The 18,136-nt window shown below is 35.5% G+C and carries 17 protein-coding genes; 4 read left to right on the forward strand and 13 right to left on the reverse strand.

Going from position 1 to position 18,136, the window contains the following annotated elements:
• Positions 1–20: 20 nt before the first annotated feature.
• The 5 genes from QLS31_RS01065 to QLS31_RS01085 all read right to left on the reverse strand — a co-directional run bounded on the left by QLS31_RS01065 (position 21) and on the right by QLS31_RS01085 (position 6,001).
• Positions 21–464 (reverse strand): cytochrome c, encoded by a 444-nt coding sequence (locus tag QLS31_RS01065; protein ID WP_282741900.1) that lies wholly within the window; start codon positions 462–464, stop codon positions 21–23.
• Between the two features lie 3 nt (positions 465–467).
• Positions 468–1,592, reverse strand: a complete 1,125-nt coding sequence (locus tag QLS31_RS01070; protein ID WP_282741902.1) for a PQQ-dependent sugar dehydrogenase — start codon at positions 1,590–1,592, stop codon at positions 468–470.
• Positions 1,593–1,799: 207 nt separating this feature from the next.
• Entirely contained in the window at positions 1,800–4,130 is a 2,331-nt protein-coding gene (locus QLS31_RS01075) for a glycoside hydrolase family 3 N-terminal domain-containing protein (protein WP_282741904.1), read from the reverse strand.
• A 324-nt stretch (positions 4,131–4,454) separates the two neighbouring features.
• Positions 4,455–5,195: a DUF1080 domain-containing protein gene (locus QLS31_RS01080; protein WP_282741906.1), complete on the reverse strand. Its 741-nt coding sequence runs from the start codon at positions 5,193–5,195 to the stop codon at positions 4,455–4,457.
• Positions 5,196–5,368: 173 nt separating this feature from the next.
• Complete coding sequence (locus QLS31_RS01085; RefSeq protein WP_282741908.1) at positions 5,369–6,001, reverse strand: hypothetical protein; 633 nt, start codon at positions 5,999–6,001, stop codon at positions 5,369–5,371.
• Between the two features lie 581 nt (positions 6,002–6,582).
• Here QLS31_RS01085 and QLS31_RS01090 point away from each other — a divergent pair.
• From QLS31_RS01090 to QLS31_RS01100, 3 genes are all read left to right on the forward strand, one after another.
• Positions 6,583–7,002, forward strand: a complete 420-nt coding sequence (locus QLS31_RS01090; RefSeq protein WP_282741910.1) for a DUF2452 domain-containing protein — start codon at positions 6,583–6,585, stop codon at positions 7,000–7,002.
• Between the two features lie 204 nt (positions 7,003–7,206).
• Entirely contained in the window at positions 7,207–7,770 is a 564-nt protein-coding gene (locus QLS31_RS01095) for a Crp/Fnr family transcriptional regulator (protein WP_282741911.1), read from the forward strand.
• A 95-nt stretch (positions 7,771–7,865) separates the two neighbouring features.
• On the forward strand, positions 7,866–8,933 hold the full coding sequence (locus tag QLS31_RS01100; RefSeq protein WP_282741913.1) for an SDR family oxidoreductase: 1,068 nt from the start codon (positions 7,866–7,868) through the stop codon (positions 8,931–8,933).
• 103 nt (positions 8,934–9,036) lie between these two features.
• Here QLS31_RS01100 and QLS31_RS01105 read toward each other — a convergent pair whose 3' ends face one another.
• From QLS31_RS01105 to QLS31_RS01140, 8 genes are all read right to left on the reverse strand, one after another.
• The gene (locus tag QLS31_RS01105; protein ID WP_199074759.1) at positions 9,037–9,429 is read right to left on the reverse strand and encodes a Dabb family protein; all 393 of its coding nucleotides are present in this window, start codon (positions 9,427–9,429) and stop codon (positions 9,037–9,039) included.
• A 147-nt stretch (positions 9,430–9,576) separates the two neighbouring features.
• Complete coding sequence (locus QLS31_RS01110) at positions 9,577–12,063, reverse strand: TonB-dependent receptor (RefSeq protein ID WP_282741915.1); 2,487 nt, start codon at positions 12,061–12,063, stop codon at positions 9,577–9,579.
• 149 nt (positions 12,064–12,212) lie between these two features.
• Entirely contained in the window at positions 12,213–12,965 is a 753-nt protein-coding gene (locus QLS31_RS01115) for a LytTR family DNA-binding domain-containing protein (RefSeq protein ID WP_282741917.1), read from the reverse strand.
• Positions 12,962–14,020, reverse strand: coding sequence for a histidine kinase (locus tag QLS31_RS01120; RefSeq protein ID WP_282741919.1), 1,059 nt, complete (start codon positions 14,018–14,020; stop codon positions 12,962–12,964). The genes QLS31_RS01115 and QLS31_RS01120 overlap by 4 nt, the downstream gene beginning before the upstream one ends.
• A gap of 261 nt (positions 14,021–14,281) precedes the next feature.
• Positions 14,282–14,977: a hypothetical protein gene (locus QLS31_RS01125; protein WP_282741921.1), complete on the reverse strand. Its 696-nt coding sequence runs from the start codon at positions 14,975–14,977 to the stop codon at positions 14,282–14,284.
• A gap of 11 nt (positions 14,978–14,988) precedes the next feature.
• The gene (locus tag QLS31_RS01130) at positions 14,989–15,849 is read right to left on the reverse strand and encodes an alpha/beta hydrolase (RefSeq protein ID WP_282741923.1); all 861 of its coding nucleotides are present in this window, start codon (positions 15,847–15,849) and stop codon (positions 14,989–14,991) included.
• Positions 15,850–16,956, reverse strand: a complete 1,107-nt coding sequence (locus tag QLS31_RS01135; protein ID WP_282741925.1) for a hypothetical protein — start codon at positions 16,954–16,956, stop codon at positions 15,850–15,852.
• A gap of 9 nt (positions 16,957–16,965) precedes the next feature.
• A complete protein-coding gene (locus QLS31_RS01140; RefSeq protein ID WP_282741928.1) occupies positions 16,966–17,487 on the reverse strand; it encodes a DinB family protein in 522 nt (173 codons plus the stop codon).
• 98 nt (positions 17,488–17,585) lie between these two features.
• On the opposite strand from QLS31_RS01140, the gene QLS31_RS01145 reads away from it, so the two are divergent.
• A complete protein-coding gene (locus QLS31_RS01145; RefSeq protein WP_099714018.1) occupies positions 17,586–17,930 on the forward strand; it encodes a helix-turn-helix domain-containing protein in 345 nt (114 codons plus the stop codon).
• Positions 17,931–18,136 lie beyond the last annotated feature (206 nt).

The raw sequence follows: 18,136 nt of genomic DNA on the forward strand, positions 1-18,136 counted from the left end.
AGAAATCCTAAGCCTGAATTTTATTTTTTAATGGCTGCTACTTCTTTCTCAGTAACGATTTTGGTTTGTTTATTGCTCCAAGAAGTCATGATGTAATTCATCACATCAGCAACTTCCTGATCCGTAAGTCCCATGGCTGGCATGCTGCTATTGTACTTTATTTTATTGACAATAATTTCGCCACTTTGTCCAAATTTTACAGCAGCAATACTTTGATTTCTTTTGGTTTTCAACCAGTCAGAACCATCAAGAGGAGGGAAGTTTTTAGTATCTCCTTTGCCATTTGCACCATGACATTGCATGCAAAAATCAGCATAGATTTCTTTTCCCGGTGACTGAAGTTTTGAAACAACAGCGGTTTCTTTATTCAATTCAATATAGTTGTCTTGGGAAAATGGGTTTTCGAAAGAGAAACTTCCCAATATAAATATTCCAAATCCTAAAAATAATTTCGTTGTCAACATAATTTAATTCGGTATAATTTTGAGTATTCCTTTTCCTTCAACGCCCATATAAATATAGCCATCCGGACCTTGCACCACATTACGCACACGACCAATATCGGTTGCAATTTTTTGTCTGCCTATAACTTCATTGCCTTTCAATTTTAGCAATTCAAGATATTGGAATTTTAAAGAACCAACCAACAAATGTCCTTTCCAGTCTGGATATTTATCACCGGTCACAAAAGTCATTCCGCTTGGAGCGATAGAAGGTAACCAATAATAAATGGGTTTTTCAATACCTGGTTTTTCGTTTTCTTTACTAATGGTTGTTCCGTCATAATCGATACCATAAGTAACAATAGGCCATCCGTAATTGACTCCTTTTTTTATGATGTTGATTTCATCGCCACCTTGAGGACCGTGTTCATGTGCCCAAATTGCTCCTGTTATGGGGTTTTTTGCCATTCCTTGCGGATTGCGATTCCCGTAGGTGTAAATCGCTTCTTTGGCTCCGGCCTGACCGACAAACGGATTGTCTTTAGGAATGCTTCCGTCGTCATTTAAACGGTATATTTTTCCACCATCGCGTTTAATGTCTTGGGGATTTACAAAATGTTCGCCACGCTCACCAACAGAGAAATACAAATAACCATCGTTGTCAAAAACAATTCGGGAACCAAAATGCTGTCCTTTTGTAGTGTTGGGAGTGGCTTTGTAAAGCGATTCGATTTGTGTCAGACTTCCGTCCAATAATTTTGCTCGAATAAGTTTAGTGTTACCGCCGGTACCTTCACCTTCATCGGAAGCATACGTCATATAAATCCAACCATTTTTAGCATAATCAGGATGTAAAACGATATCTAACAATCCGCCTTGTCCACGAGAATATACTTTTGGAACATTTTTGATTTCGGTTTTTATACCGTTTTTGATATGATACAGAATACCACTTTTTTCAGTAACTAACATTGTTCCGTCTGGCAACCAAGTCATTCCCCACGGAATTGCAATATCTGAAGCTACGATTTCAATGGTATAATTTTTTACCTCGTCTTTTATAGAAATATCATTTGGCTTTACTTGTGCTTCGCAACTGAAAGAGAGAAATGAAAGAATCGAGAGGGAGACTATTATTATTTTTTTCATGAGTATAATTTTTAATCTTTTAAAGAAAGAAATCTTTTTTAAAGGTAGTAAAAGCGGATTTAAAAAGACAAATAAGTCTTTAATTTTACGTAGAATTAACAAAACAAAGCGATTGGAACTCTTTTTTATTGTCAGAATTCAAATTCAAATTTGGAATTGGACATAAAAAAACCACCTAAATAGCTAGGTGGTTTAAATATAATTTGTTTATTTCTTGACGCTGTATTTTGCAGTTCTGGCATCTTTGATTACCCCTTTCCAGTTTAATCCAAAACCAAAATCATACACATTTCCAGTAGCATCTTTATAGGGTGTCATGTCGTGAGGAACGTCTTCCATTTGTTTTTCAACGGTAGTCATATTCAACGGCATTTGTAAAGGCAACAATCCGGAAGGTTCTGTTTTACCCGAAACAATATCCAATAAAGCTTCTACTTGTACGCCAAATTCTCCCACGATTGCATCGACTTCTTTTTCAAATTCTCCAAAAACCATCGGATTGGAAATATTCACAGATACCAATACCGGTTTTCCATTCATCGCTTTCTTCGTTTCCAGAATGGTGTTTAAATCTGGGGACGAATTTGATTTTGACGTTTTATTCAAATACGAACGGTTGGTAATCGTTGGGTCAATCACAGGATCTCCGGCAGCAATACTTTGTGCTCTGGCATCGACTGCGGTATAGTCTTTTAATTGCAAACTAATGGGCACATATCCATTTCCACCAGCTTCTCTATCGGCTCTGCTGTATCCGCCACTTATCGGGCTTTTGATAAATACGATAGCAAAATCCGCTTTATTTGGGTCATCGGTTACCATATAATATTTTTTAATCAATTCTAGATTAACCGGATATTCAATTTTTTCTGGTGATGGTTGTCCAAAAAAGTTGATTCCTGCCGGAGTAACTCTTTTCGGGATATAAACCGTCTTACCTTTTGCAATTGGCAACGTTTTATTTTGGTTTTTAATCATCACAACCGACTTCAATTGCGCGTCATAACCTGCTTTCATAAAATCAGGTTTTCCCACAATAGCTTTGGTCTCATTAGGATCTAAATAGGAGTTTTCGAACAATCCCACTCTGAAAATATTCAAAAGCAAACGAACTGCTGATTGCTCAAAACGTTTGCGCATAAATGATTCTCCGTGCTCTTTTATACCCATTTGGTATGCTTCCAGCACTGGATTAATATCGTTATTTCCGCCAAATTGATCTACACCCGCCATTAGGACTTTATAATGTCTTTCGGCAACACTTAATTTTTCAACACCCCAAGATTTCCCTGAAAAGATATCTGGCTTAGCGCCTTCATCTGCAGTAATTAACCAATCGGTACAAACGACTCCATCATACCCGTATTTGTCTCTTAACAAATCTGTAATAATGTATTTACTGAATCCATTACCCACATTCTCACCGTATTTTTTATCCTGACCATACGAAATAGTGTAATACGGCATGACTGCTGAGGCTTTTTTAGTAGCTCCTTTTAACTGAAAAGCACCATCTGTAAAGGGTTTTAAATGGGTTTCGAAATTATTTCCTGGATATACTGCAAATTTTCCATAAGCAAAATGTCCATCACGACCTCCTTCTTCCGGACCACCACTTGGCCAGTGCTTAATCATCGCATTGACACTTTGATTTCCCCATCCTTCATACGCATTAATCGATTTTGGTGATGTTTGAAACCCATCTACATACGCTCTTGCCATATCAGTCGCGAGTTTTGGGTCTTCGCCAAAAGTACCCACAAAACGATTCCATCTTGGTTCTGTTGCCAAATCAATCTGTGGCGATAGCGCTGTGGTGATTCCCATGGCTCTGTATTCTTTGGCAGCAATTGCACCAAATTGTTCCGTGATAGCGGCATCAAAAGTAGCAGCTAATCCTAGTTCTTCCGGCCATTGTGATATAGCTCCACCCGAACCTGCGTTGTATTCGGCGTCTTTATTAGCTCCATTTCTTGGGTCAGAACTGTTGTTGGAAGGAATTCCCATTCCAATACCTTCCACTAATGCTTGTATATTATTATTCCATGTTGCAGCAACTATTGGACTTTCAACAGATGTCATTAGTACATGGCGTAAATTATCTTTGGTTAAAAATGCAATTTGCTGATCAGACAAATCAGATGATTTTGCACCACTTTTAGAAAATGGTTTTTCATTATAGGTTCCGGTAAACATTCCTGCTTCCTGAGCTGGAATAGCTTGATGCCTGCTGTATAACATTAACCCGGCCATTTGTTCTACCGTCATTTTAGAGGCAAGATCTTTGGCACGTTCCGCTACCGGTTTTCTCCAATCTTCATAAATATCTAATTTCCCATTTTTGTTGAGGTCTTTAAAAGCCAAGCCGTCTGCTTGTATGATTTTAATTCCTGATTTTGGAGAATATCCTAATGTTTGTCCACCTTGGTTTTGAACAATGTTATGGGAGTCTTTAGGCGTTTCTGTCCATTTTTTTTGGGCATACGTTTGCGTTCCAACAAGTAAAAGTAACGCAGGTAATACAATTCTTTTTTTCATATCTTGGTTCTTGTTTTTGGTAATTAAATAGCTAAATTATAGTGGTTTATGTTTTTTAATCTTGTTTTTAAAAGGCAAAATTGTAATTGACACTCTTTTCTGTTTCCGTTAAATTTACGAAAACGATTTCAAATATAACAAATAATGTGTCACATCAACACAATGATATAAAAAAACATTGTTAAAATATAGCTATAACTAACTAAAAATATAGGTTTTACGATGGTTATAATAAGTAAAAGGCATTTTGATTATGAGACAAAAACAAAAAAGACCATCAGTACCGATAGTCTTTTACGTATTATTTTCTATAATTATGAATGCTTACTCCAACTCTTTTATTTTGATATTTCTTAAAGATACTCCATTTGCCCAATCCTGAAATGCAATTTTACCGCTAGTTGCTTTTCCAAAAGACGGAAATTTTCCCAAATTACTTTCTGCAACCAATTCCTTCCAACGACCGCTCTTCATATCTTCCTGGCCCGTTAATACACCATTTAACCAAAATGTAATTTGGCCATTTTGTTGAAGAATTCGAGAAGTATTCCATTCGCCAAATTTTTTCGACTGTACTTTATTTTTTAATGGAGACAAACTATAAATACAACCGGATAAGCGCTTTCCATCTTTCAAATTATGGCTTGAGGCATTTGCATTATCCAACAGTTGGTATTCAGGACCAGTAGTCCAGGCTGTAGGAAATTCGGCCGCTTCCTGAACATTGATAAATACACCGCTATTTCCCCCTTTGGTAATCTTCCACTCAAAAGTCAAATCATAATTATCATATGCTTTATCTGAAACGAGGTCGCCGCGTTGGACGTTTTGGGTATTGGGATCACAAATTAACTCCCCATCAATAACCGCCCAAGCGGACTTAATATTTTCCTGATTATAAATGTGCCAACCCGCTGTAGTTGTTCCGTCAAAAAGCAATGACCAACCTTCTTGCTTCTGTTCGTCAGTTAATGTATTGTGACTCTCTGTTTTTTGAGCATAAGACAGTAAACTTATTGAGGACACTAAAATAATGCACCATTTGGAAAAGTGGTTTTGTTTCATAGAAATAGTAAATTTTGATGAAAAAAAATGCAATAGCTATTTCAAATATAACAAATAAAGTCTCGCTGAAACACAATGCTTTAGTAAAACAATAATTTAGGTATTGCTTCTTACGGATTTGATTTAGAAGAACAAAAACTCTAATGTGGTCCGTTTTTGAAAATACTTTTGATTTACAAGTTATACCTAAGTCCTAAAGTCCAATTGAATTTGCCATCAGATATTGTCTTATTCACAAATCCTCTGGCAGCAATATTTTTATTTATTTTATATGTAATCGTTTCAGAAACACCATACGTATTATCTAAATCCAAACCGTATAATTGAGATACAAAACTAAAATTGCCTTTGTTTACAGTAGTGTTAAAAGCTAAAAAATTAGCCTCAAAATCATTGTTCTTCCCATTGCCATGCAAATAGAACGTGCCTATCGAAACTCTTTTGGACAATTCATAACTCGTGATTAATTCTTGGGCAAAGAATGTATCCACAAGATAATCTTCACTAATTTGTAATGCAGGTAAATGAACTCCTATGTTTACTTTTAATTTTTTGTCAATTATTTTATATCGGGAGATAAAAACGACGCTTCTGGGAATTAGATTGCTTAATCGTATCGTGGATAATAGGTGAAACGAAAGCTTTTTGTTTTCATTTGTTCCAGCATTAATTATTAAATGCGGATCTTCAGAAGTAAAAGCAGGAATAAAAGAGAATCCCCCAGTACTCGCCTCAAAACTGGCAGATTGAGCATGAGCAAAGGTGCAAAAAAGAGTGGCAATAATTACAAGTAAAGTTTTATTCATAAAATGGAATTGTTGTGGTTTTTCTTTAAAATAGATTGCAAACATATGAACAACGTGTCAATTATACGCAATGAAATCATAAAAAGCACAAAAAATACTTTGAAACATATATTTTTAAACAAAACTGAGTCTATTTGGATTGCGCATTCAATGATACAGGTAGTAACAATAAAGACGTAAGAAGAAGAATTTTTGATTTAATGATGGTTTATTTATCAGTCTAATAGCGTTTTGTAGTTTCCAAATGTAAAAAACAATTGTGTTATTTAAATACATTGAAAAAATATTTTTTGGGCCCATCAATATGATGCAAAAACGAAATTAATTATTGCCTTTTAAGGTTCAAATTGTGTTGAGTATTTATGTTTTTTTGTTTAACTTTGCGTCGTTATGTTTAAACAAAATAATCGTTTTTTAAAATTTGTGAGTCGGCTTTTGTTTTGAGCAAAATTTGGGAATCAAAGAATACTTTTGAACGAATAAATATTTCGAATTCATCTTTAAAAAATTATACATGAAACTAGTCGGTATTAATTAATTACTCAGGTTAATTAATTATCTTAAAATAAAAGAAAAAGTAAATGGAAAATAAAAAACCAGATAATGTTGTATACACAGTCGAAGCAGGATATAATGCCAATGTTCTGCCTTATGCAACTGGAGTTGGAGCACCGGTGATTAGAGTTGATGACGTGGTTTCCTGGAAAAGCAGAGGAATTGATAATGTGAATAAAGAGCTAGGCAATAAATTTAATGAACTGAAACTGCAATATGAAAAACTGATGCAGGAATACGAATGGAACGAATTAGTATACAGTGCTAAATTTTTATTTGAACCCGTTATTGGGGAAATCTATCATTTGTACAGAGATGCTGAAGGCGTAAATTTTCTTTCGTTAATTGGTCCTAACGAATGGAACAAAGAACATATTGGTACTTTTAAATTAAATAGCGATAAAAAATGGATGCTACTCAATGCACATGATTCGCAGCTGTACTAATCTAAAATAATCGAAATAATTTGGAGATAGAGCGTTTCTTCATATTTCAAAAATAGAATTGAGATGCCAGATTGATACTAAAATTTAGGGTTATTTTTCTTTGTATTAGCCTTAAGGGTTTATATTTATGTATTCAAGATTGGTAATAGATCCTAATCGTCCCTTTTTAATTGTATTTTTATCCGTGTAATAACAAAAGGAGGTATGGAAGAAATTTTAAGAAGACAAATTGAGAAAATTGTACCATTAAACGATGATGAATTTCGATTGGTGCTCTCTCACTTTTCTGTTGGTAAGTATAAAAAACATCAATACATTGTTCAGCAGGAAAATCCTGTTCCGTATGTTCATTTTGTTGTAAAAGGGCTGTTGAAATCTTTTTATATAGACAAATCAGGTAAAAGCCATATTTTGCAATTTGCCATGGAAGATTGGTGGATAACGGATAATCAGGGTTTTTATAATAACCAGAATGCCACACTCAATATTGACTGCTTAGAAGACGCGCAAACCTATTATATCACTCTTGATAACAGAGAAAAGCTGTGTGCCGAGTTGCAGAAAATGGAATTCTTCTTTTTGCAAAAAATGACCGCTGGTAATATTGCGCTTCAAAACCGAATTCTATCACTGATGAGTAAGAATTCAGAGGAACGATACACGCAATTTATCCAGTTATATCCAGATTTGATTCACCGCATTCCTAAAACTTTGATAGCATCTTATCTTGGTATTTCAAGAGAAACATTGAGTCGTTTGTCACATTGATGTGATATAGGTCACAAATTTTCTGTGAGGTATGTCCTTTATAATCCATTGAATGTTTTCGAATTTTGTACTTCATAAAATTTTAAAATAGAATTATGGAAAATATAGCGTTAGTAGTTGGAGCGACCGGAATAACGGGTAGCAATCTCGCAGAAAAACTTATTGCCAAAGGCTGGACGACTTTCGGTTTAGCCAGAAACCCAAGAAAAGACATAGAAAACCTTCAGCCAGTTGCTGCAGATCTTTTGGATTTGGAGAATTTAAAAATAGCTTTAAAAGATATTTCTCCCACACACATTTACATTACAAGTTGGATGCGCCAGGACTCTGAAGCCGAAAACATACGTGTGAACAGCTTAATGGTCAGAAACCTTCTCGAAGCATTATCGCCTAAAAATTCAGTGCAACACGTAGCGCTTGTTACAGGACTGAAACATTATCTTGGGCCGTTTGAGGCTTACGCCAAAGAAGGATTTTTGCCTGAAACACCACTTAGAGAAGAGCAACCGCGTCTTGAAATAGAGAATTTTTATTATGCCCAAGAAGATGAAGTGTATGCCGCTGCAGCGCGAGATGGTTTTACATGGAGCATTCACCGCCCGCATACGGTTATAGGAAAAGCGGTAGGCAACTTAATGAATCTGGGCACTACGCTCGCGGTATATGCCAGCATTTGTAAAGAAACAGGAAAGCCATTTCAGTGGCCGGGTTCGGCAGCACAGTGGAATGGACTTTCAGATGTTACGGATGCCAGAGTATTGGCAGAACATTTAATATGGGCTTCCACTACAGAAGCGGCTCGTAACGAAGCATTCAATGTAGTAAATGGAGATTTTTTCCGTTGGAAATGGCTTTGGAAAAAAATAGCGGCATCATTCGGGATTGAAGCAATAGGGTTTGATGGCACAATTCATCCACTAGAAGAACAAATGAAACAGGAAGCTCCCGTTTGGAAAAATATTGCCGTTCAATATGCTCTTGAAGAGTCTGATTTAAATAAATTGGCTTCTGCGTGGCATACTGATCTTGACTTAGGGCGACCAATTGAAGTCATGACAGATATGTCTAAAAGTCGTAAACTCGGATTTCCTGTTTTTCAAAGAACGGAAGATTCCTTTTACGATTTGTTTGAACAGCTTCGTAGGGATCGATTAATTCCGTAGTTACCTAAAGTAGTGCGCATAAAAAAGGGTTTCAAGATTTATTTCTTGAAACCCTTTTTAGTTGTGTTTTTCTTGTGTTGGCAATAGCCAACACCTTCAATATTTATACATCTATAGCATCATAAACCACTACTTTTTCCCATAAATGAGAACAGTTCTTTATAAAATCCTGATGAATAGGATGGTCCTGATATATTTTTTGTCCGGCCTCATCATCAAAAAACATCAGCTCTGAAACATCCCAAGAAGTGTCTACAACTTCCCGTTTCTCGGTCGAAGCTAAAACGCCCACGTGAATTTGACGAATCGTTGGAATTCCCGCCAAAGTTTTCAAACCAGTAATCAATTGTTGTCTATCAGCTTCTGATTGTGGGTTCTTTAACCAAAAAAATACATGGTGCAACAAGAATTTTTTCTTTGGACGCATTGCAAAGCCCATAATACCGGCAACTCCAAATAAAGCTGCGGAACCAATAAATCTTCTTCGTATCATCATTAATTTATTTTTAATAAGGTAAATATCGAAATTTTAAAAATATAAAAGAAAAATAACTCTTTTTATTTGTTTGAATAGCCTTGCATAAAAAAAGGTTTCAAGATACTCTCTTGAAACCTTTTGGAATAGTATTCTATTTCTACAGTCTTATTTTATGGCAGGCATACCACCTTGATTGTTTTGATCTCCTTCTTTAAGGTCATCATTATTAACCCCTTTCTTTTTAGCGCCAGTGAAATTCATTGAACCAAAATTATAACTGAATGTAACTCCAAAAGAACGAATTGGAAATTTAAAAGTACTGCTTTGGCTGAAGCCTTGTCCACTTGAATTTTGTTTAAATTCTAAATCCTTTTTGAATGGCGATACCATGTTCAATCCAAAGGATGCCGTTTTTTTCCACAATTGTTTTTTAACTCCAAAAACCATTAAATTAAAAGCTGGACTGGTGCCTTGCAGCGTTTTCTTAGAAGAATTTTGGATTACAAAAGCTTCCGCAGAAATGTCATTTTTAAATTGAAGTGTCCCACTCACGAACGCAGAATATTGTATCGATGTACCATTCGAAGATTGTTCCAGGTTATATAATCCTGTTGGATCCGGTTTGTAGGTAAAGGCATTAAAATTTCCACGTAAAGTCAATATTTTAAATGGATTTACAGAACCGAAAAGACTCATTCCAAACGATTTATTGTTTCCAATATTTTGATAATTAGTGATTGTTCCTGTCTCATCTGACAAAGGTGTTGCAATACCTTCAATTAAGTCTGATGTATATCTATAATAGGCCGAAATATTCAGCGTACGCTTTTGCGAAAATGTGGAATATCCAAATTCTACAGTTTGTGAAACTTCAGGATCAAGGGTTGGATTTCCTTGTGTTTGTGCTTGAATATTTGATTTATTAATAAATGGGTTGAGGTAGGTAAAGCTTGGTCTTGAAATACGTTTGCTGTACGTCAATTTTAAAGAAGACGATGCTGACAATGCTTTCTGTACGGTAAAACTTGGAATAAATGTCCCGTAGTTAATTTTGAATGGACTTAAATCGGTTTGCAGCGCATTTGTAGGATCACCTTTGATGGCTGTGTTTTCAAAACGCGCACCTGCCATTACAGTAAAACCTTTGGGTAAAGTAACCGTTCCTACTGTATAAAGCGACGCAACATCCTGATCGTAATTGTATAAATTAGAACTGATTGGGTCAAACATAAATGCATTTTGTGCATTAGGAACGTAATTTTGAAAATCACTCGAAATCTTTCTGATGATTGTTTTACCTCCAGCTTCTAGTTTGAATTTTTCAGTTACCGGCAAGGTGTAATCCAATTGAAGCGTGTATTCATCATTATTTCCGTCATTATTTGCTTTTTGATTGGTATAAAAACCAGAGTAAATATTTTGATAATTAGTCTCCACTATATTGTGACTCCATTGTGATGAAAAGGTAAGTTCGTGTCCTTCCTTTGCAAATTTATGGGCATAATTCAGATTCCAGTCAAATCCTCCAAAAGAGTTTTTTGCGCTGCTTTGTCCCGTATAAACAGTACTATTTGAAGGATTCATATAATCAGTAAACTGATTTTCATTTGTACCTGTTCGTTCAAATCCTCCGTCATTATATCTAAAGGTTGTGCTTAAACTGTTGAAAGCATTAAAATCATATCCTGCCGTTACAGATGCTACTACGCCACTACGTTGCACTTCATTAGTACCTTTGGTTGTCTGTAAACTGTTGGCGGTGCTGTTGTTCAAAATTTGATTCGATTCGGAATCGGATTCTTGTGGCCAACCATTATTGAATCCAACATTTGCCGAAAGGCTAAAACGATTTTTGTTATAATTAATGTTGGCATTAAGGTTATTTTGTCTCGTGCCAATACCACCACTTACGGAGCCACTTACTCCTGAAACACTTTTTTGTTTGGTGATAATGTTTATGATTCCGGCAGATCCTTCGGCATCGTATTTTGCAGATGGCGAAGTAACCACTTCGATATTTTTGATTTGGTCAGCCGGTATTGTTTTCAACACATCCGCAAGGTTGGCAGAAGTTGCTCCCGATGGTTTTCCGTTGATAAGCACACGTACATTTGCATCTCCACGAATGGATACATTGCCGTCAATATCCACATTTACCATAGGAACTTTTTGCAAAACATCTGTAGCATTACCGCCACCTGCCGTCAAATCTTTTTCTACGTTGTAAACAATTTTATCAATCTTGTTTGTTACTTGTTGCGTTTTTCCAACCACAACAACTTCTTTCAACGTGTTTGTTTCCGGACTTAGAATTACTTTCCCAATCTCAAGATCCAGTTTTGCATCTGTTGTAATTACGGATTTAATAGTTTTGTCATTGTAGCCAATAAACGAAATGGTGACAGTATAGGTTCCAGCTTCAACTTCACTCAATTTGAAATTTCCGGTAGCATCGGTCAAAACGCCTGTTACTGGTTTCGTTGAGTTAATTTTGAAAAGGCTTACCGAAGCATAATCTACCGGTGCCTGAGTTATCGAATCGATTACGGTACCAGAAATTTTTCCTTTTAAACTGTTCGTTCCAGTAAAATTTTGGGATTTTACAGATAAAACAGCAAAAAGCATTACGGTAATAAGGATGATTTTTTTCATTTCAAGATATTTTAAGTTCCAAATCCATTAGAATTATTTCAATAAATTCGTTTGGATTACGGTACAAAGCAACATCTTAAGAGGAACATATGCCAGCACATTCGACAGAGAGGCGGAGAACGTCGACGGAATTTTTACAATCCAAACTTTTAAGCCCAGTCTTGGAAAAATTTCATGAAATTATCTTTGTATTGGTCAGTGACAGCAATGGTGATTTTGTCAATTTGGACGGAGTTTTTTGTAGCAGATTTTATTTTATCAAGCGATACAATATAAGACCTGTGAATGCGCATAAATTTATTTTCAGGAAGCTTTTCTTCCAGTGATTTCATACTTGTCAGTGACAATAAAGGCTTGTCTTCGCTGAGGCGGAATACTTTTACATAATCTTTCATGCTTTCTACATAAATGATATCATCGACTGCGATTCTAACGAGCTGGTATTCAAATTTCAGATAAATATAAGCTACTTCAGTCTCGGGAATTGGTGGACTCAGTTTCTGTATTTCCTGTTCCGGGTTTCGGATGAGCTCAAAATAACCCAGCGCTTTTGCAACTGATTTACTGAAATCAACAAAACTAAAAGGTTTTAAAAGATAATCAAGTGCATCTACCTTGTAACCATCAAGCGCGTACTGGTCAAAAGCCGTTGTAAATATGATTCTTAAATTCCCTTTTACACGGTATTGTTCGACAATTTTTGCCAGTTCAATTCCGTTTATGTCCGGCATTCGAATATCAAGAAAAATTAGGTCAATATCCTGTTCATGGATTGCTTTTAATGCTTCGATGGCATTCGAAAACTGTCCTACTAATGATAAAGAGGGTGTTTGTTCTATATAAGAAACTAGAATTTGTAACGCCAGCGGCTCGTCATCAACCGCGATACATTTTAATATCATGAGATTTGTAATTTTAAGATTACCGAGTATTCCATTTGAAGGGTATCTTCATTAGTAGACAATTCATACTTGCCCGGATAAATCAAATCGAGTCTTCGGCGGGTATTGATTAAACCAATTCCGTTGCTTTCTTCTTTGCTTAGGGTTTGATTTTCAAATATAGAATTGCGGACTTCAATTTGGAGAAATTTTTCGGACTGCTCAATTCCGATGTAAATATAGCTTGGATAAATCCCGCTGATTCCGTGTTTATAGGCATTTTCGATAAAAGGTAAAAACAACATTGGCGCTACTTCCACATCCTTGATACTTGTAGGTTTTTCAAATATTACCTGCACTTTATCTGTTATTCTGAGTTCCATCAATTTAAGATAATCTTCTACAAAACCTATTTCTTTGCTTAGCGTTGTCAAGTTGTTTTTAGTATCATAAAGCACATAGCGCATCATGTGTGATAAAGTATATATTGCTTCTCGTGCCGGTTGGTTTTCGGTACCCGCCAAAGCATAAATACTGTTCAGAATATTGAAAAAAAAGTGAGGATTGATTTGGGATTTCAGGAATGATAATTCCGAAGTGACTTTTTCCTTTTCAAGATTTTGTCGCACTTGGGTTTCCACTTGCAGTTTTTTGGCAACACTTATTACTGTGCTGGCTCCTACAATTAATAAGGTTATTATGATTTCGCTTAAATTTGATATTAAAGCACCTTGCAAGTTATCTTTTTTCGAAATTTTAAAATGCTGATTTAAAATAGCATCAAGGTTTATGAGTGAGTTGAAAGTGTCACTAATGTAAAGAACTGATACTATAAGAATACATATTGCAATAAAGAAAAAGCCGTTCTTGCCTTGAAATAAAAGAGTAGGGATGATTATTTTATAGGTAAGATAAAATACGGAAATCCATAAAATATACATGAAGATTTGTTTGATCCAAAATTCCATTGGAAAACTAATATTCATGTATAGCGGCATACTTTGAACTATAAGCAACCCAAGAAAGAGTAAAGCTTTTGAAAAAATCGAAATGTCTTTGACTGAAAATGGTTTCATCCGGTACAATTTAAAAATAAATGTACGGAATATATTAAGTCCTAAAATCGAAATCGGCAGTTTCCTATAGAATATCGACAGATAGCTCTAGTTCATCTGAGAAAAAATAAATGTATTGAGATAAATAGTTGAAAAGTACAAATTTAATCTGGTCAACGAATTTGTGGAAAACATAAAAAGCAATTGCAAATTTTCAGCCATAAAAAAGCCCGATAGTACTGTCGGGTTTTTTATCCAAAAATCATCAGGTTTAAGAATCAATCATTTCTTCGTCACTTTTAAATCTTTAAAATATCCTATTGTTCCTATTTCAACCCAAAGTGCAATACTGCCAGTTTTAGAAGTCCCCAGCATTTTAGTAACGATAAACGAAGGCGATTTTTGGTTATTGATGTACAAAACTGCCTTTTCATCTTGAAACTCAATACGCACATCAATCCATTCGTTTAAACCAATATCGGCATAGGTTTCATATAAACCGTTCGCTTCTTTTCTCAATCGGCTAAAGGTATTTTCTGGATAGGAAAAATACTGAACGGTGTGGTTGCGCCTCAATTGATCATCGGCTCTCCCATTACTTGGACGAAGATAAATAGCATCAAAATTTTTATTCTCTTGATTTACGCGGTATGCTACGCCAATAAATCCGCGCGCAGCAGGAAAAGGGGAATTTTCCATGATTCGGCTTAACATTTTAACTTCAATCGTCCCGTTCTCCATAGCAACATTCGTTAATTTAACGTATGTAGGACCATCCGTTGAAGTGTCTATGTTTTTTTCGTCAAAAGGAAAGGCAATTAAATCACGCTCCACTTTTAAGACTTTAACACCGTCCATATTTACGATTTCTGCTTTGGTATTTACAGCTTCAAATTCATGTTTATCCCAGATAAATTTTTGAGCAAATAGTCCCGTGATTTGTAAAATAAGGATACTCAATATAAGTGCTTTTTTCATCTTGAACGGATTTAGTTTTCTTTTATGAACGGAATTATACTTGCCCAAGTCGCGTTAAAATTCACAATAAAAGCAGGATGTCCTGCATTTGGAATAATCGCTAACTGATGATTGGGAATTAGCAATGCGGCATTTAAAACATTTTGTACGGAGTTGCCCTCATCTCGGTCGCCCGCCATCACTAAAACGGGACATTGAATGGTGCTTAGTAATTCGGTGCCTACGGTAAGTTGGCTATAACAAGCTGCAATTTGCTGAAACACCTCTTTCAATCGATTCGGTTCTGGCATTAAGTCGCATTGTTGTGCCCAAAATTCCGCATCCATTTCCATCGCTTGATTGAAGTTAAAACTAAAATCCCTTAATCCGGGATATAAAATACCGGCACCTATAACAATCATTTTTTTAACTTTATCAGGATACATCGAGCCAAATTTATAAGCGGTAAATCCGCCATCACTAAATCCAAGAATCATTACTTTTTCTGAAGTTACTTTTTGGATTACTGCCAGTACATCATTCGCTCTTTGTTCTAATGTCAATGGTTCGGTTCCTATTTCCGATTTCCCATGCCCACGGGTAGAAACAGCGATTACCTGAAAATCAACTGAAAGACTATCTATGATTTTTGCCATTTCTACGGTTGAACCAAACAATCCGCCATGTAATATTACAATGGGTTGCCCTTTGCCGTATACTTCATAGTAAATTTTGGCATCTTTAGATTGTACATAATGCCCTGCCTGTGGATTATTACCATAGGGAATGGTATTAATTACATTTGGTGGCTGTATAAAATGTCGTAACGGTTTTTGTGCAAACGCACCACAACAAAAAACTACATTTACTAAAAATACTATTACTTTTTTCATCTACTTTACTTTATAAAATAATCCTGCATTATAGGCAGTTCCTAATGTTCCCGGCTTCAATTGTAAATAATAACGACTGGTTTGATCTTCTTCAACAGCCAAACTTCCCGCTTTTTTAATCTTAAAATCTGAATTATACTTTAATTTTTTTGGATCGGCTGGGATTCCAAAATCTTGTGGACCACCACCTTTATTCACTAATTTATTATAGCCAACCAACATAGAATTTTGAATCGTGTAAGCATTTTTTGCTTCTTTTTCTAGAACCCACAATACATTGGCACCACTGATTACATTATTATAAAATTTAAAATCCTCCATTGTGGACCACGTCCATACGACGGCTCCATAACTATTTAAAATCAAATTGTGGTGCATTGTACATTGATCTGCCGGTGTATTCCACATAACAACAGCATCTTTAACACCATAAAAAACACAATGGTCAACCTCTAATTCTTTACCGCTAGCTAGAATCCCTAAGTGATTTGGCAAAGCAAATTTGTTGCCTAAAAACAAACATTGTGTTATTCTCAAATCTCTTAAATTCTTACCGTCCCAAACGATAGGATAATTTCGAACTAATGCTCCTTCAGAAGGTTTTTCGTGTACTGGTTCTCCCAATATACGTAATCCTTGAATTGTCACATGACTGGTTTCAATCAAAATGCCATAATTCGAACCACCTGTTACTTCCTTTTTATCATTTATTTCTAAGTTAAAAGGCATTGTTGAAATAATAATTGGCATTTTACTTGGATTCCAAACCGTGCTATCAGGTAAAATTTCAGCACGAATAATCAAACGATCCTTTTTTGAAAATTTCCAATTCACGGGATTAAAAGCGGCTGTTTCAGATAAGCCATACGTTCCGGATGACAGATACACTTCAATAGTCCCTTCTCCAATCATTTTGTTGACCCGTTTCGCCGCTTCGGGTAATGATTTAATCGGCTTGTCCTTTGTACCATCGGAATCATCTTTTCCTACATTTGGATTCACATATAAATGTATACCAATTTTTTTCTCACTAGTATTTTCTTGAGCAAATATATTTATGGAAGCCAGCAAAATAATTGCCAGCCAAATCCTTTTATTGATTTTCATATGTAGGTTTTAAAACAATTTTTCAGCTGGAGGTGTAGCGCCCACTAATCTCAAATAAACCGTTGTTTGAGCTCTATGATGGGTTTGATGTTCAAAACATTTGTTTAAAACCTGCTCTCTGTTCATATCAAATTGTCCGAACAATTTAATAGGCTCCGAAAGTTTTGCATTAGGATATTTTTTGATAGCATTAATAGCAAAATCATAAGAAGCCATTACTTTGGCGGTAACGCTTGCTTTGTTCTCATCACCGGATTTTTCTAAATCTCCGAAACCTACTGGGGGTTTCTCATCGGTTGCGGAACCCACAAAACCATATATCGCATCGCTCAAGTGTAAAACTTGACCTGAGAAAGAACGCATTTCTTTTGTTGGCTTAAAGGAATAGCCGCTTTCAGGCATTGCATCCAGATATTCTTTAGTATACGCTTTGGCTCTTTCCCAGTCTTTAAGAATATCTACTGTTGTTGTTTGTGCATTCAAATTGCTCATAGATAAAAATACGGTCAGAAGTAATACAATCTTTTTCATGTTTCTTGTTTTTATAGTTTTTACAAATTTACAATCATTAGTGTATATTTGTAACCAACAAATTAAATACCGGTAACCAGTAGGTTACTACAAATTATATGAGATATATAGAAAACCCTTATGATTGTCCTGTAACAAGAGCCATGTCCATTTTTGGAGGTAAATGGAAGCCTATAATATTGAATTGTATTGGTGAAAGTTCATTGCGGTTCGGGAAACTGAACCAATTAATGCCTGCTATTTCTAACAAAGTGCTTTCTAATGAATTAAAAGAATTAGAGACTTTAGGATTAATTGAACGAAAAGAGTTTAAAGAAAGCCCGCAAAGAGTAGAATATACGTTATCCGATTCGGGGAAAAGTTTGATGCCTGTTTTGCATGAAATCGCAAGCTGGGGTAATTCGAATGAAGCAAAAAAGATTGTTACCGAAATGGTGAAGTAGAAAACCCAATCCATAATTGCGGTCAACGAATTTTTTAAAATTTTAATCCCTGAAAAATCAGAAATTCCTAATTTCTGTGCATAAAAAAGCTCGACATTGTTGTAAAGTCTATAAAATTAAAAATATAATAAATTATGCAATCCTACTTCGGACATTTTTTTTATTTAGTAATATTTGTCATTTTGTTCTTGTTCACCTCGACAACA

This window comes from Flavobacterium sp. XS2P24, assembly GCF_030010285.1.
GTDB lineage: Bacteria > Bacteroidota > Bacteroidia > Flavobacteriales > Flavobacteriaceae > Flavobacterium > Flavobacterium algoritolerans.